Raw genomic sequence first — 21,810 nt, 5'->3', positions numbered from 1 at the left:
TTTTAACCTACTTCCTAATATGGGCGTATTTATGGCTGTCATTAGCGCCAAAACTGAGTGCACTCATGCAAAAGCTTCACATCAACTGGTGATTTATCATACAAAAAACTCGTTATAAACCTTAATTAAATTAGGCTTATTACCTTTTTTTAATTTTATTTTCTGCATACATCAAGTTACACCAAGCCCAGTAACAGCAATGGATACAAGCCTGCAAACTACAGGCAACACAGTCGCTGAAGCCTGATTTGGGCTGGAAAAATGGATCAAATCGATGCTAATATAGTTCGAGCACTAACTATCAGCTTTCTAATTAATTTTTTATAACTGCTCAGGAGGGCACAATGTCGTCAGACAATGCAACGGAAGAAAATCTCATCTCACTAATGTGGCGCAAGCTAAAGAGCAAGGCCACTTATGCGATGCAGTTAACCTGTCTCTTCGCCATCTTAAGTACCTATCTTTTTGTCATGTTGAAACCCGGCGGGATTCATAATAACAAAGCGTTAGGAGGCCACTAAACACATGCATTACCTAACCTACATCTCACTCGCTATCTACTTTATGGCGATGTTGGCCATTGGTCTGTTTGCCTATCGCCGCTCAACCAGCGATGTTTCTGGCTACATTTTAGGTGGCAGACAAGTAAGCCCTCAGGTCACGGCACTTTCCGCTGGTGCCTCCGACATGAGCGGCTGGATGCTTATGGGGTTACCCGGAGCAATGTTTTTAGTGGGATTTGAGACCATCTATATCGCGCTAGGCCTCTTGTTGGGTGCCTTGGTTAACTATCTGGTCGTGGCGCCAAAGCTTAGGGTCTATACCGAGGTGGCTAACAACGCCCTGACGATCCCTGAATTTTTTGCCAAGCGTTTTCACGATTCCAGCAGCAATGTCCGCATCATATCGGCGGCGATCATAGTGATCTTCTTTACCCTCTACACCTCGGCAGGTCTAGTGGCCGGTGGTAAGTTGTTTGAGTCAGCTTTTGAGGTTAATTACGAGCTGGGACTGGCGATCACCTTAGGTGTCGTGGTGTCTTACACCCTGTTGGGCGGTTTTTTGGCCGTAAGCCTGACCGACTTTGTGCAGGGTTGCATCATGTTTGTCGCGCTGATCTTGGTACCCGTGGTGGCCTATCAGGAGTTTACAAGTGCCGACAAGATGATGAACTTTGCCTATGAGTCTATCCCCCATTTTGGTGAGGCGATGCAAAATGTCACCCTATTGGGACTCATCTCGGCGCTCAGTTGGGGCTTGGGCTACTTTGGTCAGCCCCACATCATAGTGCGCTTCATGGCGATCCGCAGCGTGTCTGATATCAAGACCGCTAAGAATATCGGCATGAGCTGGATGACGGTCACCATCATAGGTGCCTTGGGTACAGGTCTTGTAGGTATAGCCTATGCAAACAAGTTTAATATGAAACTAACCGATCCTGAGACCATCTTTATCGTCTTCTCAGAGCTACTATTTCATCCTTTGATCAGTGGCTTCCTGTTAGCGGCGATTCTGGCAGCCATCATGAGTACTATCTCATCTCAGCTGTTGGTGTCATCTAGTTCACTGACCGAAGATATCTACCGCGTAGTCTCGAAAAAAGAGGCCAGCGAAGAGGAGATGGTGAAACTTGGACGCTTCGGTGTTGCCGGGGTAGCCATTGTCGCGAGTCTACTGGCACTGGATCGCTCTAACAGCATCTTATCTTTGGTAAGTAATGCCTGGGCAGGCTTTGGTGCCGCCTTCGGTCCGCTGGTGCTATTTAGTCTGTACAAGAAGAACCTGACCCACAAGGCAGCCGTTGCCGGTATTGTCTCGGGTGCAGCCACGGTACTGTTTTGGATTTACGCGCCAGTGCTACCTGAGGGTAAGGCGTTAAGTTCAGTCCTCTATGAGATGATCCCTGGCTTTATGACCAGCAGCCTGGTGATCTGGGTGGTGAGCGCCTTAGACGGCGACCCTTGCCAAGACACCATAGAAACCTTCGACGAAGCCGGACGACAACTAGCAGAACAAAGATAAAGCGAGGCAAACATGGCAAACATACACTGGAAACGCATCGTCGTTAAGGTGGGAAGTGCCTTGATTGCTCCCCACAAACAAGGATGCAGTAGTCATTACCTACTGGGTATCGCCCAATTTATTGCGAACTGTCGTGCCCAGGGAGTCCAGGTTGTCCTGGTCTCCTCAGGCTCTGTCGCTGCAGGTTGGCACAGGCTGGGCAATGTCGACCAGCCTAGCGTATCGCAAAAGAAAGCGATGGCGGCTGCCGGTCAGGCAGACATGATGGCCACTTGGGATAAGTTGTTTGACTTTCCCTCGGCCCAGCTACTGGTTACCCACGGGGATCTCAGGGACCGCGAGCGCTATATCAGCATTAAAAACACCCTATTCAGCCTGCTGGATCACGGCCTATTGCCCATAGTCAATGAAAACGACGCCGTGACCACAGACACCTTACGGGTGGGCGATAACGACAACCTATCGGCTATGGTTGCAGCAGCGTCCGATGCCGATGCCTTAATCATCTGTTCGGACGTTAAGGGGCTCTATACCAAGAACCCTCAGCTGCACGACGATGCCAAGCTGATCAAGCAGGTAACAGAGATCAACGCTGATATCTACGCCATGGCAGGCGGCGCCACCAGTCAGGTCGGTACCGGCGGCATGCGCACTAAGATTGAAGCGGCCGAAAAGGCGATCGCCCACGGCATTGAGACGGTGATCGTCAATGGCTTCGACCCAGATGCCTTTAACCAACTATTAAAAGGGCAAAACCCGGGCACGCTGTTCACCCCGTTTGAACAGCCAATGCAAGAGCATGTGCACTGGATGACCCATACCTCACAGGCCCAGGGGGAACTGATTGTCGAAAATAACTTCGATGGGCCCTTGGACGAACATGAAACACAACTGACCAGTGACGATGTAGTGGCCGTAAAAGGCAACTTTTCCGTCGGCGATACAGTATTAGTGCGCAAAGGCGATGGCACTAAACTGGCCAAGGCACAAGCCAACTACAGCAGTTGTTTACTGAATTTCATCGCAAAACAGGAGGACAGGGAGTTTGCCCACGATGTGGAACAGCAAACCGGCCCGATCCTCAGCGATAAGAACATCGCCATATTGGAGTAAATATGAGCATTATTAAAACGTTATCACAAGATGCCGCGAAGGCGGCACAAGCACTGGCCCTAGTCGACGCCCAGACCAAAAACACCATACTGCTGGATATGGCGCGATCCCTACGCGACAACAGTTTTGAGATCCGTAGTGCCAACCTTATCGATCTTGCCAATGCCGAAAAAGCTGGGCTTAGCGCAGCCATGATGGACAGGCTAACGCTTAATGTCGAGCGTATCGAGGCAATGGCCCAGGGGATTGAGAACATCGCTTCACTGCCCGATCCGATCGGCGAGCAGCGTCCGCTGAGTACCCGTCCTAACGGACTGAACATCAGCAAGATGCGTGTTCCTCTCGGGGTGGTCTGCATGATTTACGAGGCGCGACCTAACGTTACCGCCGATGCCGGAGCACTTTGTTTTAAATCCGGTAATGCCGTGGTGCTAAGAGGCGGTAAAGAGGCGCTGAACACCAGCAAGGTGATCGCTGCCATCTTACAAAAAGTCCTTAAGCAATATGGCCTGCCAGCGGCGCTAATCGCCGTGGTTCCCGATCCAGATAGAGATCTGATGATGGAGCTGATGCAGCAGCGCGATTTTATCGATGTCATTATCCCCCGAGGTGGAGAAGGCCTAATTAACTTTGTGACTGAGAACAGTAAAATCCCAGTTATTCAGCACTTTAAAGGTGTTTGCCACCTGTATGTCGACAAAGATGCCGATCTGGATAAGGCCCTAGCCCTGTTGCTTAACGGCAAGACCCAGCGCACCGGTGTGTGTAACGCCCTCGAAGGCTTGTTAGTCCACAGAGATGTTGCTCCTCAGTTTCTTGCCATGGCCTCGACGGCACTGGCTAAGCATAAGGTGAAGATCAACTGCTGTCATGAGACTCAGCAGTACTTCAGCGATGCCCAAGTGTTGCAAGAGGATGAGTTTGGTCAGGAGTATCTGGATCTAGAACTTGCCGTACGCCAGGTGAGCGATTTCGACCACGCCGTCGATCATATTCGCCGTTTCGGCAGTAACCATACCGAGGTGATCTGCACCGAAAATGAGCTGACGGCCAAACGCTTTCAGCGCACGGTTGATGCCTCTGTGGTCATGGTCAATGCCTCGTCACGCTTCTCAGATGGTGGCGAGTTAGGCTTAGGCGCCGAAATTGGCATTGCCACCACTAAGCTACACGCCTATGGCCCTATGGGACTGGAGTCGCTGACCACAGAAAAATATCTGGTCGAAGGCGACGGACAGATCCGCGCCTAAGATAAACCCAACGAGCAAACTCACCAAGAGGAGGCCTTCTATCTCTTATCAAGACACAGGCTTAAATCCCCAGTTGCGCATCGCCTTCATCGGCGGTGGCAACATGGCCCAAGCCATTATTCGCGGCCTGATCAAACATGGCCATCGTAGCGAGCAGATCCTCGTCTGTGCGCCGAGCCAGAAAACCCGCAGCGCCTTGGTAAAACGCTTTAACGTCAAGGTGCACTCAGATAACAGTGCTGCAGTGGCCTTTGCCGACATCATTATCTTGGCGGTAAAACCCTTTATCGTGCCCTTAGTGTGTGATGAACTGCGCCCGGCTCTGGCGCCGCTGTGTCAGCAAAAACTGCTCATCTCTATCGCGGCAGGGCTGACCCATGCCAGCATCACTGACAAGCTGCCTCAGGGCTCCAAGCTAGTCTGTGCCATGCCTAATCTACCGACGGCGATAGGTAAAGGGTTAACCGGCCTCTTTGTTCCTAACCAGGAAGATAGGATGGCGTTTAGCGACGCCGATAAACTGATGAACGCCGTTGGCGACACAGTTTGGCTCGATGATGAAAGCCAGATGTCCAGCATAGTGGCGACGGCCGGTAGTTCACCCGCCTACTTCTTCCTGTTTTTAGAAGCGATGGAAAAGGCCGCGATTGCACAGGGCTTACCGCCAAAAACCGCCAGCAAGGCGGTATTGCAGAGCGCTATGGGCGCCGTTTCTATGGCGATCGCCAGTCAGGAAAATCTGTCAACTCTGCGCCATCAGGTGACTTCACCTAAAGGGACCACTGAGCAGGCCGTACTGGCCTTTCAGCACGGCGAGCTAGATGAGTTAGTCGCCAGGGCAATGGATAGTGCAGCACGTAGGGCAAGGGAATTGTCGCTCGGCTAAAGGGCCCCTCCCCGATAAAGATCCCCACAGAAACAAAAGGCGCGCCCAATCAAGAGCGCGCCTTTTTGTTTATCTCGCCAGAGATATCCCTAGCTATTTCGCCATGCAGTTGGCGTAGTAGGTCACAGTCGCCGGCCAGTCACTGAATACGCCGATCACCCCAACCTCTTTTGCGAGCACATCCAACAACTCGAAAGCCTTGCCTTCATCCTTGATCGCCTCGGTGATGCTCTGATAGTACCAGCCACCCCTTGGGTCAGCAGACCAGAGCGCTCCAAGGTCCAGGTGATGATCTTTAGCCTGGCGGCGTTGGCGGCCTTGGCATATTCAGAAGGCACTATCTTGCCCTCATCGTCCAGCGTAACCAATACCCACAGTGGCGGTGCGATGATCTGCACGCCATCAGCCGCCAGGCTGTCCATGCTCGGCGACCAGGTGGCGCTGTCTTGCGGATCGAAATCGCTCAAATCGTATCTGTCATCGAGATAAACCGCCTGCTGACCAAACTCAGGCGCATTGGCAATCCAATACTTTACATCCGCCAGATTGAAAGACTGGGGATAGACGCTTGATGGCGAAACCCCAGCCGCCTGATATTCATCCAGCATCATCTGAGCATAATCTTCTTGTGTCATACCATCGAACGGCATAGCCACACTCGGCGCCTTGAGTTCGGGAGTCATCTTGACCCCGGCAGCCTTAAACATGGCGATACTCTCGGCATGGGTCATCAGGGTGCCGTCTCCGGCGTAGAGATCCGTGCGCCAGTTGGCGGTGCCCGCCATATAGGCTTCTACCGTGGTGGCATTGGGGTTAGCGCCATCCATCTTGCCTTTGAGGCGCCTGAAATCCGCCAGGGTAATATCGCTGGTACAACAGGTTGCGCTGGCACTCACGCCATTAACAGGATCTGCCGGGGTGAAGGGGACGCTGCACTTAGCCGCGATATCGTCGATGGCCAAGATATTAGTAGTGGTCGCCAGATCGCACTGAGAGTGGCGACACACCAACGCCTTGTCGGCAGTAAAGGTCACGTCACACTCCACTACTCCAGCGCCTGAATCGATGGCGGCCTGATAAGACTCTTTAGTATGCTCTGGAAACTGCATGGCGGCACCGCGATGCCCAATAGAAAAGTCGCTGCGATAGAAAGGCCCCTGACGACATTGTTCCAGCTGGTTCTTGAGTTCCCCATCGACCATCTGATCCACCAGAAACAGAGGTCTGAGTCCCACCTGAGCTGACACCTGTTTGTCGATCCCCATTACGGCGGCGAGCGGATTGCTCTCGACCTGATTGTCATCATCACTACTGTTACATGCTGTCAGGCTAAAGCTGCCCAATAGTATGCCCGCTAAGGCCATAAGATTAGCTGTTTGATTTGGCACTCGATTATCCCCTCAATTAATAATATTTGCGCAGGGATACTAGTCAGTACAGATGACAGTTAGACCAAATTAATATGACAATTTGCCGCAGGCCGACTTAGAGCAGTTTGGACTGTAAGCAGACCAGTAGCACCTCAGGTGCATCCAAACTCATATCATGGCCACAATCGGGCAACACCAATGCTTGGGTGCGATAAAAACTTGCCAGCGAGCGGGCGCAACTTGGGTCGGCGAGCTTATCCTCGGCGCCGCACAGCACCACCACCGGAATACTCTCAAACTTTGGCGCCTTGAAACGCGCGCAGGCAATAAGCTGGCGAATACCATTTCCCAGGCTGGTATGCCGCTCATTGCGCCAGCGGCTCCAGTTAGCGATCAATACCAAATTGTCGCCATGATAGCGGCTGGTGTATTGCAGCACACAGGTCTCCACCAGGCTGAGGCGGCGGCTCAACTGTGTCAGCTTGAGTCGTATGGCCCCCAGCAACGCCCCAAGCAGCGGCAACAAACGAAAGCGCCGATACCAAGGCGAGAGGTTAGCCGCGCTGCTATTGAGCAGCACCACCTGACGAATACTGTCCGGGTAACGCCTGGCCAGCGCGAGCGCCGTCATGCCGCCCATAGAAAGACCAATCAGCACCACAGACTTGCCCTTAAAGGGACTGATGTGAGGCGTGACCTGAGACCACACCCTGTCACAATAGCCGTCGATAGTCATTGGGCTAATCTCGTCGGCAAGACGGCCGTTCCCCGGGAGATCGACACAAACCACCTGCTCGCCAGCAGCCATTAATCGCTCGGCGAACCCTTGCCAGTGACGCTCGTCACGCATCAAGCCTCTAAGCAATACTAAGGTTCTCATCTTACTCCTCGATTAAACCAAAGCCTTAACCCTTCGTCGGTCAGTCGAATCAGCTCAGGCGGGGTGATCTGCTCAAGTACCTCGCCATAAGCGGCATTGAGCAGAAACTGCATTAACACCAGATGACGGCGCAAGATCCTGTGCTGCCTGTGGGATGCCTGAGGGTTAAAATAGCCGGCGAAATTCAGAAGCTGGCGAGGATTTTTTCGCACCCAGGCCCACGACCCCATCTCTAAGGTTAGCGGCACAAAAGGCACCTTGCAGTCAGAACTCACCACTAGATGATCCCAAATATCCCCATGGGTAGTATAAAAATGACTCTGGGGCGCCAATTGATAGTGCCCGTGATAGGGATAGCTGGTCTCGAACAACTTATGCAATTGATACACGTAACCGATACCGCCAAAGGGATCGCTGGTGTGGGCATGAGGGAACCAGAGATGATCCTTAAGGCCAAAACCCGAGTGCGCGTCTAAGGCCAGCAAACTGCTACTGCGACTATGCAGTGCCTTGACATAATCCACCAGCGCCCGAGTCTCACCTTCCATCCCCTCGCCACGATACCAAGGTAAATGTCTTGACATACGCTGGCCGCCCACCAAAAAGGTGACGCGCTGCTTCGCCTCAATAGGGGCGTTACGCATCAAATCCACGTTTTGACCATTACCGCGACTGCCACGTAAAAATCCCGCAGGGTTCACTATGGGGACAAAGGCCAAACGCACCTTGTTGAGCAGCGCCTGCAAATGGGTGTCCCATGGCAGACGATTGAGTAAACTGCCCAGAAAGGCCAGCACCACCTGGGCACCGATGCGCTCGACGCCATGTACACCGCCCACAAACAGCACACAAGGCGCGTGACTCTCTTGTGAACCCAGCTCGATTGCGGTCACCGACAGCGGTTCACCGCGATAATAGAAATCCAGTAAGGAGCGATGACGAAAATGCGCCTGATGTTGGGCGATTAACCGCTTAAGGGTATCGATTTCAAAAGCATGCTCGAAGGAAAACCGGCTCATATCCCCAGGTTAACACTGCTGTTCCGTGAGCCTAACTTACCCCGCCAATGCGACAGAGAGATGACACTCAATAGGTCTGAAAATCAATCTAAAAGTAGGTTCTATCCGAATAGTCATAAAGCCATTCGGGGCGATAAACCACCATCAAGGTCACCGCCATACCATTGAGCAAGGCTTCTGGAAAAGCCAATAAAGGGATCAGCAAAATATAGTTATCGACAAGGTAAGCCCAGTCATAGTCTGTACTGAGATAGAGCCAGGTCGACCAACAGAGAATATGAAAGATGATACATAAGAAGGCGTTAAGAAAGGCGCCGCAAAAGATATAGACAAACAGGTGGTGCGGCAGATACTTAAATACCTGGCTGTAGACCACATAACAGAGAAACAGGGGAAGAGCTATCGCCACCAGGCTATAGATGGCAAAGTCCAGCGGCAGTTTGAGCATAAAGGTGGCAAAAAAGGCCACGGGTAACAGCAGTGCTAAGGTGGCCAAACGCCAGCCAAACATCAGCATTAGGGTCACCAGACCAAGAAAATGTGCGTGAATTCCCGGCGTGATGCTGGCATCAATCAGCCACAGGGCGTTGATGAAGAAGATGGCCAACAGCAGTCGCGTTTGCAGAGCCTTGTCTTTAAGCAGGCTCTTCACATCTTCACTGGGCCAAATAGCCCACAACCAAAGCGCCAGCAATGCCATGGCAAGCACCTGAGCAACATCAAGCTGCCACTCAATCTCACTCCACCTCTGTAGTAAGAATGCTGTCATAGTTTCTTCATCCCCACCCCAAGACACTAGCTGCCAACGTTAATCCTCACTCCATCTCTGTAGTAAGAATGCTGTCATTCCTTTTCATCCCCCATAAAGCTAAAACTCCAACTGCCAGCGTTAATCCTCACTCCACCTCTGCAGTAAGAATGCTGTCATTGCTTTTCATCCGCTCTAAAACTAAAACGCCGACAGCCAGAAAATCAACGTCTTCTCCTGTGCGCTAACCCTAACATAGACTCAAACAAGGCGTCACACTCCCTAATTGCGGCGAAATTAAGCTTACCTAACTAAAAAGGTACTGGAAATCACCAGATAAGCCACTGTTAATCGCGGCAAATTTGGGTAATAATTCTCATACGCAAAGAAGAAAGGGACATCATGCTCAAGTATTGGTACAAAGACTTTGCCCAATATCCACCGGGACACAGAGACTATTGGCGAACTCGTTTAATAGGTCATACTCTGCTACTTAGCAGCTCCTTCTTCCTGGTGCTGACCCTGCTCAATATCTTCTATTTCGAAAGCTATGAGTACGCCGCCTTAGACGCCAGCGGCTTGCTGATCTCCCTATCGATCCTGCTGTTTTTCAACAGAACCGCCAACGTTAACCTCGCCTCCTGGGCGGTGACCCTGATGGTCACGGGATTAATCCTGCTATTTGTCGCCTCGGTGGGTGGCTATGCCCATTCTCTCTATTGGGCCACCCTGATCCCGCCGTTCGCTTTCTTCCTCCTTGGCCGTCAAAGAGGCAGCCTGATTTGCCTTATCGCCTTCGGTGTGTGCGCCTACATAGTCTATGGCCAGATCCAGGAGGCTAAGCCCGTCACCTTCGGCATGGGCGCGCTATTCAATGTTATCGAGGTATCGATTGCCCATATTATGTTGTTTCGTTTCTACGAGGGCACCCGCTCCTCGGCCTATCGTCAACTGGCCGAGCGCAACGCCAAGATCCAGAAGCTGGCTGAAACCGACAAGCTGACCGGTCTCTACAACAGGGAGAAGCTCGACTTAACGCTAGAGCAAGGCGTACAGCAAAGCCATCATCAACAAATGCCCCTTAGCCTACTGATTCTCGATGTAGATTATTTCAAGCAGATTAATGATGCCTACGGCCACCTGGCTGGAGATCAGGTACTGTGCCAGCTGGCCGACAGCCTAAAGAGCCTGATCCGTCAAGGTGACTTTCTTGCCCGCTGGGGTGGAGAGGAGTTTGTGATCATACTGCCAGACACCACACAGCCTCAGGCAATGAAACTGGCTGAACAATTACGCCAAGATGTGGCAAGCCAAAAGTTTGCCGCCCAATCACTAACCATCAGCATCGGCGTGTCTGCATTAAGGAGTGATGACACCACCAAGTCGCTGATCAACCGCGCCGACAATGCCCTCTATCAGGCCAAACACTGCGGCCGAAACCGAGTCGTGGCCGAAACCCAAAGCCCAACTCAGCCAGCTGAGCACAGAGCCGTCAACGATTAATACCAAGACCTATTGCTACCAAGCCATGGCACGATCAAAACATGGCACGACTAAACCACGGCACAACCAAGCCATGGCCAAGCTAAAGCAGACTAAAATTAAGTAGTAGCCCTAAGTTAGTTAGAGTTAGCCCTTCAGACAGAGGGGCTAACTATCCTAGTTAGCCGTTATCAAGTTGCTCGGTAAAAGTCAGGCCAAGAGACAATAGGTTATAATTTTAATGACACGAGATCTGATATACTGGATCACTCCTTTCAAGCTAGCATCTCCCAGGCTAAATCATACAGCCAAGGCTCCTTTAGAGGATTGAACTTAGCGCCAAATGCAACTCCAAATAAGGAATAACACAATGCTAGTCACCTTTAAAACCAAGCACTACGCCGATATCACACTGTTTGGCGATGTAGCACAAACCTTCTTAACAATACTCGGCCACAGTACATCTGTGCCGGGCGCGATACGTGCCGAAGATGTGCCAGCCGCCCTCACCCGGCTGCAACAGGCGGTAGCCAATGCGCCAACAGAGCCCCCACAGGCAGAAGACGATGAAGACCAAGGCCCCTTTGTCAGTCTCAGGCAGCGCGCATTGCCCCTTATCGAGCTATTCGAATCGGCAGCCAGCAACAACCAGAATGTGATGTGGGAATAATCCCAAAAAATGCCTTTAAGCAGTCCTTTATGACTTATCGAGTCAGCCGCTCGATGATCTGTCTGTGCTGGGGATAGGCATTTAGCAGAGTTTGCCTCTCGAACAACTCAAAGTCCTCGAAGGTAAACCCAGGTGATACCATACAACCTACCAAGGAAAACCCCGGGTTATTCATGGCCGAGCCGAAGATACAACCCTTAGGCACCAGAAATTGCGGCCGCTGCCCGGCGGCGATATCTAGCCCCAGCTGAGCCGTGGTTAAGTTGCCCTCCTCATCGATCATATAAATGGTCAAGGGCTCACCACCATGGAAATACCACATCTCATCGGCGGTCAAACGGTGAAAATGAGACACTTCGCCAGTACGCAGTAGAAAATAGATACTGGTCCACAGCTGACGTTTGTCGTCAAACTGCTCCAGCGCCCGGTAGGAAGAGCGGTAATACCCGCCTTCGACATGCTGCTCTAACTCAAGCTCTTTAATGAAGTAATCCGCGCCCTGCATAGCGACTCCTTATTCTCGATATCCTGATGCTCTAGGCTTAGCGCACCCTAACAGGGCGGGCATTGCTCTTAGACTAACTTATCTTGTCATCTAAGGCTGTGACCAACGCCAAGACCAACACCAAGACATCTCTGCGTAGACACTCAGCCTCAAACTGGGCGGTAACTTCCAATTTCGGCCAACCTGACATTAAGCTGTGTATTCTTTTATTACAATTGTCTGGCTGATAACCGTTTTAACTTTGTTGTTCACCTTGGTAAGCTTCTACCGCCGTACCTTTAAAACCAAAAAAATAACTCAGTAAGGAAGAGAGCACCAATGAAAAAATCCCTAATCGCTATAGCCTTAACCACCGCTGTTCTCGGTGGCTGCAGCAACCAAGATACCCGTTCTAACAATGCTGCTTCATCAGAAGTGGTCGCCCCATCTCAGGCCAAAGCCGAATTAGGCAGTTTTGGTGTCGATCTCACAGCCCGTAACCTTGATGTCAAACCGGGCGACGATTTCTTCATGTATGCCAGCGGTACTTGGTATGACAACTTCGTCATGCCGGCTGACAAAACCCGTTACGGCGCCTTTAATGCCTTGGCTGAGCGCAGTGAAGTTCAGGTAAAAGAGATTATTGATGATATCGCCAGCCGTCAGGAGCTTAATGCAGAAGAGCAACTAATCGCTAACTTCTACAAGGCTTACATGGATATCGATACCATTAACAAACTGGGTATCAGCCCGGTTCAGCCAACCTTAGATCAAATTGCCGCTATCAAATCGACCGATGATCTTACTAAAGTCTTTGGTAATGCCTGGTTAGAGGGAATTAGCGCGCCTATTGGTGGTGGTATGTGGTTTAACCGCCTCAACCCTGATCAATATGAGATGTCTATCGGTGCCGGTGGCTTGGGTCTCCCGGATCGCTCTTACTATTTGGAAGACAGTGAACGTTTCGTCAAGATTCGCGAAGCTTACTTAGCCCATATCACCAAAATGCTTGAATTTGCTGGTGTTAAAGATGCGGCTCCTCGTGCAGAGGCCATCTTAGCGTTAGAAACCAAAATCGCTGAAGGCCATTGGCCACGTGAGAAGCGCCGTAACCGCGACCTCACCTTAAACCAGATCAAGCGTGATCAACTCAGCACTGAGTATCCAGGTTTTAACTGGGATATCTATTTCGCCGAGACAGGTTATAAAGTCCCTCAGCTCAACATCTCTCAGCCAGAACCGATTAAGGCGATGATCGAACTGATCAATAATGAAGCGTTAACGGTTTGGCAGGATTACCTGACATTCCACGCCGTCAGTGATAACGCCGAACTCTTGTCAGATGAGATCTACACCACCTACTTCGACTTCTACGGCAAGACACTAAACGGACAGCAAGAGCCTCGTCCACGCTGGAAGCGCGCAGTAGAGCAGATGTCAGGTACCCAGTCATTAGGCTTTGCCATAGGTAAAGTTTACGTCAAACGTTACTTTCCTGAATCATCGAAGCAGCAGATGGCTGAGCTGGTGGAAAACCTGCGCACCGCCATGGGGCAGCGTATCGACGGTTTAGATTGGATGGGTGAAGAAACCAAAGTCAATGCTCACGCAAAACTGGCCTCTTTCAATCCTAAAATTGGTTATCCTGATGTTTGGCAAGAGTTTGATGGCCTGACCATCAGCAACAACGACTTAGTGGGTAACATTAAGAATCTAAGAACCTTCTTCCGTGAAGACAGTGTCGCCAAAGAGCTGCAAAAAACTGACCGTAACCGTTGGGGCATGACACCACAGCGTGTAAATGCTTACTACAATAGCTCGTTTAACGAAATTGTGTTCCCTGCGGCCATTCTGCAACCACCATTTTTCGATCCTAATGCCGATCCAGCCGTTAACTATGGCGGTATCGGCGCTGTGATAGGCCATGAAATGGGACACGGTTTCGATGACCAGGGTTCTAAGTCTGACGCTAACGGTATCCAACGTAACTGGTGGACAGATGCCGATCGCGCAGCATTTGAAACCAAAGCCGATCAACTTGCCGCCCAGTACAGCAAGTATGAACCAATCGAAGGCAACTTCGTTAATGGCCGTAACAGCTTAGGGGAAAACATAGGTGACGTGGGTGGTCTGGCAATGGCCTATCACGCTTACAAACTGAGCCTTAATGGTAAAGAAGCTCCCGTTATCGACGGTCTTACCGGCGATCAACGTTTCTTCTTAGCGTGGGCTCAGGTATGGAAAGAGAAGCGCACCGAACAGAGCATGCTTAACCAGCTTCGCGGCGGCACCCATGCGCCTGGACGTTACCGCGCTCTTGCACCGCGTAACCACGATGCCTGGTATAAGGCATTCGATGTTAAGCCAGGAGATGCCCTGTACCTGCCTGAAGATCAACGCGTGAAGATCTGGTAAACCAATAAAAATGCCTGTGATTTTGTTTAAGTAGCTAAATCGATACTAATAACTTAAATACTGGGCATGATGGTTTACCTCTGAGAGGCCCCTAAGACTCATATAGGGGCCATTTAATTAAGCCCGCGGTGTCATGCCGCGGGCTTAATTTTTTATACCAACATCTTAGTGACGTGAGACGCCTTTACGCACCATCTCTTTACCCTGCTCAAACACTTCATCTGTGATCCAGCGGGCATGCAAGAGTTTGTGGTTCTTATCGAATACCGCCACAAAATGACGGCCATCGGCATTATTGGTCGCCATGCCGACACCTTCTACGCCTTCCAGTCCCAGACCACCATTCTCCACCGCCAACAGAAAGCTGGCTAAATCGTCCAGGTTATCGATTACAGTCTTATAATCACTCATGACTTTGCTTCTCATCTTATCCGCCTACAAACAGGCTCTACTTAATGCCGCGTACTCTACCCCGACTCAGCCTGGATGTGAACCCAGGAGCCGCGAATGTCCCAGGGTTTATCCCTACGCAGCCGAGCCGAAAAAGCCTCTTACGCGCCCCCAGTTAGAGTAAAAGCAGACTCTGTCTGGGGCTGTATGAGTAAAAAATTCAAGGAAAAAATATGTTAGAGATATTTTTTAGCCACTGTTAGCCTAGGTAAGAAGAATGTCGATTCGAATCGATGAGCAGCGGCGAACTGTTCATCCCTATAGCGAAAACCGACCATTGTTCCCGGCTATCATTCTCGGCTAACATTCCCGACTATCATATACTGACTATCATAGTGGCACGCGAGTACTGCGCCCACATTAACAATAAGCTTAGCTCGCATATTCGCAGCAAAGCTGTTATCAATTCAATGGCTTTGAGTCTTGATAGTGTCCATCGTATTTCGGAAGAGAAATCACCTGATATGAATAAATTGTATTATGTTTACGATCCTATGTGCTCCTGGTGCTGGGGATTCAAACCAACCTGGGAGAAAATCGAGCAAGCGCTATCAGGTGACATCGAAATAGTGTATCTGCTTGGCGGACTTGCGCCAGATAGCGACCAGCCAATGCCCATTGCGATGCAAAAGCAAATTGCCGCTTATTGGCACAAAATAGAAACCCTGCTGGGCACTGAATTTAATCACGAATTTTGGACGCTCAACACACCAAGACGCGCAACCTATCCGGCCTGCCGAGCCATACTCGCCGCTCGGGCCCAACAGGCTGAAAGCTTGATGTTAAATGCCATACAAAAGGCCTATTACCTGCAGGCACGTAATCCTAGTGACAACCCTGTATTAATCGATTTAGCCGACACTCTTGGATTAGAGAAGACTAAATTCAGCGTAGACTTGCAGCATGACACGACACAAGAAGCCCTATTAGCTGAAATCCAATTTGCACGCTCAATCGGTGGCAATAGTTTTCCTTCCCTGTTTGTGCAAACCGCTACTGGCATCACGCCAATCCCCATTGACTACCAAAATGCCGGCACCTGTATTGAGCAGATAAAACAGGCCAATACAAATTAGAAAAGAACCGAGTATTTGCAAAGCCTCAATGACTGTCTATCAAAGCTCATTCAATGATGCTCTAAAAACAACATGCGAAATAATCAGAATATACGGGGAAGCCATGGGCATTAACGATTCGCTTTATCAGTCACACTCACTAATCACATCAATTCGATTATAATTTTTTATTTAATCACCCCGCTTTACTACAAACCATCTATAAATCTTGGCCGTCAAATAAATATCATTTCAACTAACCTAATCACTTGCTTTAAATCAATCACGCTAATTTTACCCTCCGAATTTCTCCTTTTTCAGATATAACAAATGTATCAAAGCTGATACAGATACAAAGTGTCACGAAAAATAGAACATCATTGTTTTGTCATACTGCTCCCCGCAATACCCCCGACACACAAGGGTTTGCAGCAAGTCATCAAATAAAACAACATCTCCCTCATCATTTTGAAAAGAAACACTCACACCAATAACCCGCCAGACCAAATAAATTGATTCAACCAAAGCTGCAACATTTTACAGTACCAATATTAAGTGAGATAAAAAAAACCGACATTAAACACTAAGAAGTCCTTAAAAATAGACATCACACATTAGCCTTGTATAAAAAAACAAGCATTATTGGTGACAGTTGAATCTTTACAAGGATGTTAATAGTTTGTATCTGACTGCGAGTTTAACACGCACATAAAGCACACATTGCAATCAATACTTTCTATAGGGATTAATTAAATTGAACATGGAAAAACAATTTAAACTTAAAAAAGCCTCATTGGCGGTTTTAGGGGCAATATCCATTGGATCAGCAGGATATGCCCTCGCCGATATTGGTATGGAAAAAACAAGCAAAGGCGGCTTCTATACTCCCACCTTCACGTCAGAGGAAGTCATAGAGTTTAACCAACAACGAAAGGCCCATGAAAATGGCGAAGTCTTTGCTGGCAAACCAGGACAAGTCAATCGACACAGTCAAACCAATAAAAATGTATTTACCTTTGATGACTCCATTAAAGGTGAGCATGTGTTCATTGTGCAATTACATGATGATCCTGTGGCAACATACAAAGGTGATATCAAAGGTTATGCCGCTACCGCGGTAACAGCATCAGCCTCAATCCAGGCTCGCTCAAGCATTGACATCAATAGTCGATCGGTAAAAAGCTACCAAAGCTTACTAAAACAAAAACAACAAAGTGTATTATCAAAAGCTCAAGGTAAAGGCGCTAACCTAAATCTACTCAGCCAATACACCCTGGCCAACAATGCGATGGCTGTTCGGATGACGCAACGTGATGCGGCCTTGCTTGCACAAACGGCAGGGGTGAAGAAGATCACCCCAAGCCGCATATTTGATTTAAAAACCGATCGCGGGCCTGAATTCATCGGTGCTAAAGAACTCTGGCAAGGCAATACCGATGCGGGTCTTAGTGTTAAGGGTGAAGGCATGGTGGTCGGTATTATCGATACCGGTATCAATACAGACCATCCTGCTTTTGCATCAGATGATGATTTTGCCGCGAATAACCCACTAGGCGCAGGTAATTTCCTAGGTGATTGTGTGCAAGACAGCACACTGTGTAACGATAAACTGATTGGGGTTTACTCATACAATACGATCACCAAGGTCTACGACGCCCCTGAGTTTCAAGAATACTCATGGCAAACTAAGCAAATTCGCCCAGAAAATGGGGAAGACTATAATGGCCATGGCTCGCATACCGCAAGCACAGCAGCGGGTAACAGCTTAACCAATATTCCACTGCAAGCCAGTAACGGCGAAGCCGTGAGTGACGGTGTCGATCTGCCTTTCACTTTTGAATCAACCTCAGGCGTTGCTCCCCGCGCTCACATCGTTTCATACCAGGTGTGTTATCCAGGTAGTGGTGGAGATGCTTATGCAGGCTGTCCTGAAGAAGCTATTTTAGCGGCTTTTGAAGATGCGATTAAAGACGGTGTTGATGTCATCAACTTCTCCATTGGTGGCGGTGAAAGCTTTCCTTGGGAAGATCCGATGGAGCTCGCCTTCTTAGCGGCTCGTGAGGCTGGGATCTCTGTAGCAGCTGCCGCAGGTAACTCTGGTCCAAGTTTCTACTCTGCCGACCACACCTCTCCTTGGGTCACCACAGTAGGTGCTTCAACCCATGATAGAACGCTAAACGCAGGCAACACGACAATTACGGGCTTTGAAGGTGATGCACCAAGCTATCGCATTCCATCGAGTGACATTTCAGGTAAAGGGTTTACCAGTGAACTCTCAGGTACTTTTGTGCTAGCTGAAAACTATCCGGATCCCGATCTGAATGATGGATACACAGCAGCTAGCTGTAACGTACCTTTCCCTGCGGGAACTTTCACCAGCGATCAAATTGTTGTGTGTGAGCGAGGCGATATTGCGCGTGTGGACAAAGCCGTCAATGTTCAAGCCGGCGGTGCGGGCGGTATCGTGTTACAGAACATGAGCTACGGCGACAGATTGGTAGCCGATAAGTTTGTGATTCCCGGTATCAATGTCGCTGCGAGTGACCGTTACAAAATCAAAAACTGGATTAAATACAGTAGTGAAGGAACGGCAAAAGCAACGATCACGACCCACAGTAATGATTACGATCTAACGCCTGAAAACGGTAACCTGCTGGCACTCTTCAGCTCTATGGGACCGAGTCGTTACATTGACAATCTTGTGCCTGACTTAACGGCGCCAGGCGTTAATATCTATGCCGCAAACGCGGATGATCAGCCATTTACTAACGCTCCTCGTTCTAGCGATTGGACCATGATGAGCGGTACCTCTATGGCATCACCACATGTTGCTGGTGCCATGACGCTATTGACACAGCTACATCCTGATTGGACCCCCGCTGAAATTCAATCTGCACTGATGTTGACTGCCAACGAAGTCAAATATCAGCCATACAGCGGTGCTGAGCCAGCATCTTTGCCATATCACTTTATGGCTGGTGCGGGCGCCATCGATGTCGCTAAAGCGGCAGAAACTGGCTTAATCATGGATGAAACCATAGATAACTATTTAGATGCCAATCCAAACAATGGCGGTATCGCGAATTGGTTAAACCTACCTTCGATGGTTGATAGTCAGTGTGAAAGTGAGTGCACCTGGATGCGCACTGTCACAGCAACCAAAGATGGTTCTTGGGTCGTATCAACCACAACAAAAGGTGATGGTGCTTCACTCACTGTCTCTCCGAGTGAGTTTACCTTGAAAAAAGGCGAGTCTCGTTCAATTTTAGTGACGATGAAGGTCCCAGGTCGTGTCTCTAATGCGATAGAGCCGAATGAACCAGAAAGCCCATGGGAAATGTCGAATGACTATATGCCATACAATGGCACAGTGATTTTAACTGAGGCGAGCAATAACTCACCTGAGCTACACATGCCTGTCGTTAGCTTCTCAAAGCCGACTGAACTCCCCCATGAGAAGAAGCTTACCATCAACCGTAATACGGGTTCAGAGACCTTCACGGTCAACACTGATAATTACAGCCAGTTTACTCCTAGAATGTATGGCTTAGTTCAGCCAACGACCTCGACCGTAGAGCTAGATGAAGTAAGACCTTTCTTCGATCAAGATTATATTGATAGAGGTTGGAGCATCCAGCAGATCACGGTTCCGGAAGGCACTAAGCGCTTAATCGTGGAAGTTCTCTCATCTGAAGAAATCAATCCAGAAGATGAGCTTAACCCACGTTATATCCATTCGCATCCAATGCTAACCTTAGGTCTTGATGCTAATAACAATGGCACTTTCATTCCGTCACAAGAAGAGCAAGATGAAAATCAGCAAGCGCTTCAAATGGAATACTTTAGTGAACTTGTGTGTCAGTCCTCTTCAGAGTCAATACACAACTACTGCAACATTATTGATCCAACGCCAGGCACCTATTGGCTAGCCGTCACCAATATTGGCGGTAACAATAAACGCCATGAAGTGACGACCGGTTATGCCATGCTTGCCGAGCAAAGCGATAACAATAACCTTACGCTAACGGGTCCTGCAGATCATGATGGTATTGGTAACTATGAAATTAGCCTAAATTGGGATATTCCTGATGCAATGGAAGGCGACGTCTACTATGGCGGTTTCGACATGGGCAATATGCCTGGCGAAGAAGGCACTCTTGGGTTTACCTCGGTTAAATTAACCCGTGGTAGCGACCTGGTTAGCTTTGATGTCAGTCAAACTAAAGCCCGTGTAATGGATGTTATCGACATCACTGTCGATGTGCTGCCAAATATGGAGTCAAATGATCGCACTTATGATTTCAATTTGAGTGTTCCTGAAGGCATGCGTCTGGTACCTAGTACCTTAATATCCAGTAACCAGGAAGTGATGGATGCCATTACCATCGATGAGCAAGGCCTAAGCTTAAAAGGAACTCAGGCCTCTACACGTAATATTCAAAGAGAATATGTCGTCACCAATAGCCTGAGCGATCAGCAGTGTAAAACACCACTGATCGATGAATACTCAACGGGTGGTTATATCGATCTGCGTGAGTTTGGTTTACAACCCGTGCATGATTGGTATGTGGGAAGCAATCGAGACTATTACGATATACCAATGTGGTGGTTATTCTGGGGCATGGAGAGTGAACAGCTAAAACTCTATAACCAAGATAACGCTGGGTTCTTAAGAATGCACCCTGTGGGCGCTATGCAGTTTAATACCGCCTATTGGGCAATGCGTATGCACCGAGGTCCTGGATTCTTATACGAGTCTATAGCACCTTTCTGGCGTGGCGATTTCGAAATGAATCACCGCAGAAACCCTGAAGATCCTTGGGGTCTAACCATCGCAGCTCAATACAACAGCGAGCGTCCAGATATTGGCGATATGCTATTCCTTGAGTTCGATAACGTCACAGACAAGACCACGGGCGATCAATATGACTATCAAGTCATCATGAGTCCAAGCATCAATTTCAATCCACAGCGATATGAAATCATGTTTGCCTACGACAACTTAGGTGCAAACTTGGCAAAAGGTGCTGTATTCATTGAAGGCTTTGACAGTACATTCTCGAAAAATGCTGGCCCTAAAGATGGCTATCTATACAGCATGATTGGTTTCGATGACTTAGATGAAAAACTGTCTGATGACCTAGTGATCTGTTTTGATTACATGGGACCTGAAGCCAGTGCCATTCAATTGAGTATGAAAGCCGTTGTTCAACCACAAGCTGTTGGTCAAACACTGGATGTTTCAATGGATTACACCATTGAAGGCGACTCAATGAAAACCACTGTGGGCGCCATCGAAGTACCAAGCAACATCAAGCTTGCCGAGATGCCTGATTTAACGGTTGAAGAAGACGGTATTATCGAAGGTATTGAAGTGGTATACGTCGACGCCAATAAAGTGAACAACACTATTATCGTCAGTGGCGACAATGTTGAAGCGACAGTGGAAGGTAACAGCTTCTCACTACAGCCTAAGCAAAACTTTAGTGGCGAAACCCTTGTCACAGTCACAGTTCAAGATAACGAATATGTGAGTGACAGTGTTTCAACCAGTTTCACTTTAACCGTGATGGGAACCAACGATACACCTGAAGCGAAAGTCACAACAGATTCGGTGCAGGCAAAAGAGGGTGATGTCATTACCTTAGATGCGTCACTTAGCACTGACTATGATGGCGATCAGCTCACTTATCGCTGGGAAGGTCCGGGTGAAATTAGCAATGCTGATCAAGCAATCGCTAGCGTAACTGGACTAAGTGTGGGTGAGCATAACTTTAACGTCACGGTAAGTGACGGTGAGTTAGAGTCTGTCGCCAGCATTACCGTTAGGGTTGATGCAGGTGATAGCAGCACATCGAGCTCTGGTGGTAGCCTAGGTTGGTTCACCTTGATGCTATTGGGTTTAGCAGGTCTAGGCCGTCGTCAAAAGTAATATTAAGTCTCTTTAGCAAGTTCAAGAGCACTTA

At 49.1% G+C, this 21,810-nt stretch carries 14 protein-coding genes and 1 pseudogene; 9 read left to right on the top strand and 6 right to left on the bottom strand.

From position 1 onward, the window contains the following. Positions 1-525: 525 nt before the first annotated feature. From putP to proC, 4 genes are all read left to right on the top strand, one after another. Positions 526-2,022 (top strand): sodium/proline symporter PutP, encoded by a 1,497-nt coding sequence (putP, locus tag L2712_RS09340; protein WP_088903977.1) that lies wholly within the window; start codon positions 526-528, stop codon positions 2,020-2,022. A 12-nt stretch (positions 2,023-2,034) separates the two neighbouring features. Continuing rightward, positions 2,035-3,135, top strand: a complete 1,101-nt coding sequence (proB, locus tag L2712_RS09335) for a glutamate 5-kinase (RefSeq protein ID WP_033539673.1) — start codon at positions 2,035-2,037, stop codon at positions 3,133-3,135. 2 nt (positions 3,136-3,137) lie between these two features. Further along, the gene (locus L2712_RS09330) at positions 3,138-4,385 is read left to right on the top strand and encodes a glutamate-5-semialdehyde dehydrogenase (RefSeq protein WP_248977612.1); all 1,248 of its coding nucleotides are present in this window, start codon (positions 3,138-3,140) and stop codon (positions 4,383-4,385) included. Positions 4,386-4,458: 73 nt separating this feature from the next. After that, entirely contained in the window at positions 4,459-5,271 is an 813-nt protein-coding gene (gene proC / locus L2712_RS09325; protein WP_033539675.1) for a pyrroline-5-carboxylate reductase, read from the top strand. A 93-nt stretch (positions 5,272-5,364) separates the two neighbouring features. Here the strand turns inward: proC and L2712_RS09320 are convergent. From L2712_RS09320 to L2712_RS09305, 4 genes and pseudogenes are all read right to left on the bottom strand, one after another. Then, a pseudogene (locus tag L2712_RS09320) lies at positions 5,365-6,635 on the bottom strand (glycerophosphodiester phosphodiesterase family protein). 121 nt (positions 6,636-6,756) lie between these two features. Then, on the bottom strand, positions 6,757-7,521 hold the full coding sequence (locus L2712_RS09315; protein ID WP_248977611.1) for an alpha/beta fold hydrolase: 765 nt from the start codon (positions 7,519-7,521) through the stop codon (positions 6,757-6,759). Further along, on the bottom strand, positions 7,518-8,540 hold the full coding sequence (locus tag L2712_RS09310) for a DUF2817 domain-containing protein (protein WP_248977610.1): 1,023 nt from the start codon (positions 8,538-8,540) through the stop codon (positions 7,518-7,520). The genes L2712_RS09315 and L2712_RS09310 overlap by 4 nt, the downstream gene beginning before the upstream one ends. Positions 8,541-8,628: 88 nt before the next feature. Next, on the bottom strand, positions 8,629-9,309 hold the full coding sequence (locus tag L2712_RS09305) for an energy-coupling factor ABC transporter permease (protein ID WP_248977609.1): 681 nt from the start codon (positions 9,307-9,309) through the stop codon (positions 8,629-8,631). A 381-nt stretch (positions 9,310-9,690) separates the two neighbouring features. Here L2712_RS09305 and L2712_RS09300 point away from each other — a divergent pair, with 381 nt between their 5' ends. Beyond that, positions 9,691-10,791, top strand: coding sequence for a GGDEF domain-containing protein (locus L2712_RS09300; RefSeq protein ID WP_248977608.1), 1,101 nt, complete (start codon positions 9,691-9,693; stop codon positions 10,789-10,791). 349 nt (positions 10,792-11,140) lie between these two features. After that, on the top strand, positions 11,141-11,440 hold the full coding sequence (locus L2712_RS09295; RefSeq protein ID WP_033539681.1) for a DUF1840 domain-containing protein: 300 nt from the start codon (positions 11,141-11,143) through the stop codon (positions 11,438-11,440). 34 nt (positions 11,441-11,474) lie between these two features. Here the strand turns inward: L2712_RS09295 and L2712_RS09290 are convergent, their stop codons facing one another. Continuing rightward, positions 11,475-11,945, bottom strand: coding sequence for a cupin domain-containing protein (locus L2712_RS09290; RefSeq protein WP_248977607.1), 471 nt, complete (start codon positions 11,943-11,945; stop codon positions 11,475-11,477). 318 nt (positions 11,946-12,263) lie between these two features. Here L2712_RS09290 and L2712_RS09285 point away from each other — a divergent pair, with 318 nt between their 5' ends. Further along, complete coding sequence (locus tag L2712_RS09285; RefSeq protein ID WP_248977606.1) at positions 12,264-14,339, top strand: M13 family metallopeptidase; 2,076 nt, start codon at positions 12,264-12,266, stop codon at positions 14,337-14,339. Between the two features lie 165 nt (positions 14,340-14,504). Here L2712_RS09285 and L2712_RS09280 read toward each other — a convergent pair whose 3' ends face one another. Beyond that, positions 14,505-14,750, bottom strand: a complete 246-nt coding sequence (locus L2712_RS09280) for a hypothetical protein (protein WP_248977674.1) — start codon at positions 14,748-14,750, stop codon at positions 14,505-14,507. Positions 14,751-15,022: 272 nt separating this feature from the next. Here L2712_RS09280 and L2712_RS09275 point away from each other — a divergent pair, with 272 nt between their 5' ends. Together L2712_RS09275 and L2712_RS09270 are read left to right on the top strand one after the other, a co-directional pair. After that, positions 15,023-15,865 carry a DsbA family protein gene (locus L2712_RS09275; protein ID WP_248977605.1) on the top strand — a complete coding sequence of 281 codons (843 nt, stop codon included), beginning with the start codon at positions 15,023-15,025 and terminating at the stop codon, positions 15,863-15,865. An 832-nt stretch (positions 15,866-16,697) separates the two neighbouring features. Continuing rightward, on the top strand, positions 16,698-21,776 hold the full coding sequence (locus L2712_RS09270; protein ID WP_248977604.1) for a S8 family serine peptidase: 5,079 nt from the start codon (positions 16,698-16,700) through the stop codon (positions 21,774-21,776). Positions 21,777-21,810: the final 34 nt, after the last annotated feature.

This window comes from Shewanella marisflavi (genome assembly GCF_023283925.1).
In the GTDB taxonomy this organism is placed as follows: domain Bacteria; phylum Pseudomonadota; class Gammaproteobacteria; order Enterobacterales; family Shewanellaceae; genus Shewanella; species Shewanella marisflavi.
Note: the sequence above shows the minus strand (reverse complement) of the source record. Positions and strands in the feature narration are given on the sequence as shown.

Coding starts and splice junctions, on each gene's coding strand:
- putP (WP_088903977.1), top strand. CDS start 526: ATGCATTACCTAACCTACATCTCACTCGCTATCTACTTTATGGCGATG.
- proB (WP_033539673.1), top strand. CDS start 2,035: ATGGCAAACATACACTGGAAACGCATCGTCGTTAAGGTGGGAAGTGCC.
- L2712_RS09330 (WP_248977612.1), top strand. CDS start 3,138: ATGAGCATTATTAAAACGTTATCACAAGATGCCGCGAAGGCGGCACAA.
- L2712_RS09315 (WP_248977611.1), bottom strand. CDS start 7,521: ATGAGAACCTTAGTATTGCTTAGAGGCTTGATGCGTGACGAGCGTCAC.
- L2712_RS09310 (WP_248977610.1), bottom strand. CDS start 8,540: ATGAGCCGGTTTTCCTTCGAGCATGCTTTTGAAATCGATACCCTTAAG.
- L2712_RS09305 (WP_248977609.1), bottom strand. CDS start 9,309: ATGACAGCATTCTTACTACAGAGGTGGAGTGAGATTGAGTGGCAGCTT.
- L2712_RS09300 (WP_248977608.1), top strand. CDS start 9,691: ATGCTCAAGTATTGGTACAAAGACTTTGCCCAATATCCACCGGGACAC.
- L2712_RS09295 (WP_033539681.1), top strand. CDS start 11,141: ATGCTAGTCACCTTTAAAACCAAGCACTACGCCGATATCACACTGTTT.
- L2712_RS09290 (WP_248977607.1), bottom strand. CDS start 11,945: ATGCAGGGCGCGGATTACTTCATTAAAGAGCTTGAGTTAGAGCAGCAT.
- L2712_RS09285 (WP_248977606.1), top strand. CDS start 12,264: ATGAAAAAATCCCTAATCGCTATAGCCTTAACCACCGCTGTTCTCGGT.
- L2712_RS09280 (WP_248977674.1), bottom strand. CDS start 14,750: ATGAGTGATTATAAGACTGTAATCGATAACCTGGACGATTTAGCCAGC.
- L2712_RS09275 (WP_248977605.1), top strand. CDS start 15,023: ATGAGCAGCGGCGAACTGTTCATCCCTATAGCGAAAACCGACCATTGT.
- L2712_RS09270 (WP_248977604.1), top strand. CDS start 16,698: ATGGAAAAAACAAGCAAAGGCGGCTTCTATACTCCCACCTTCACGTCA.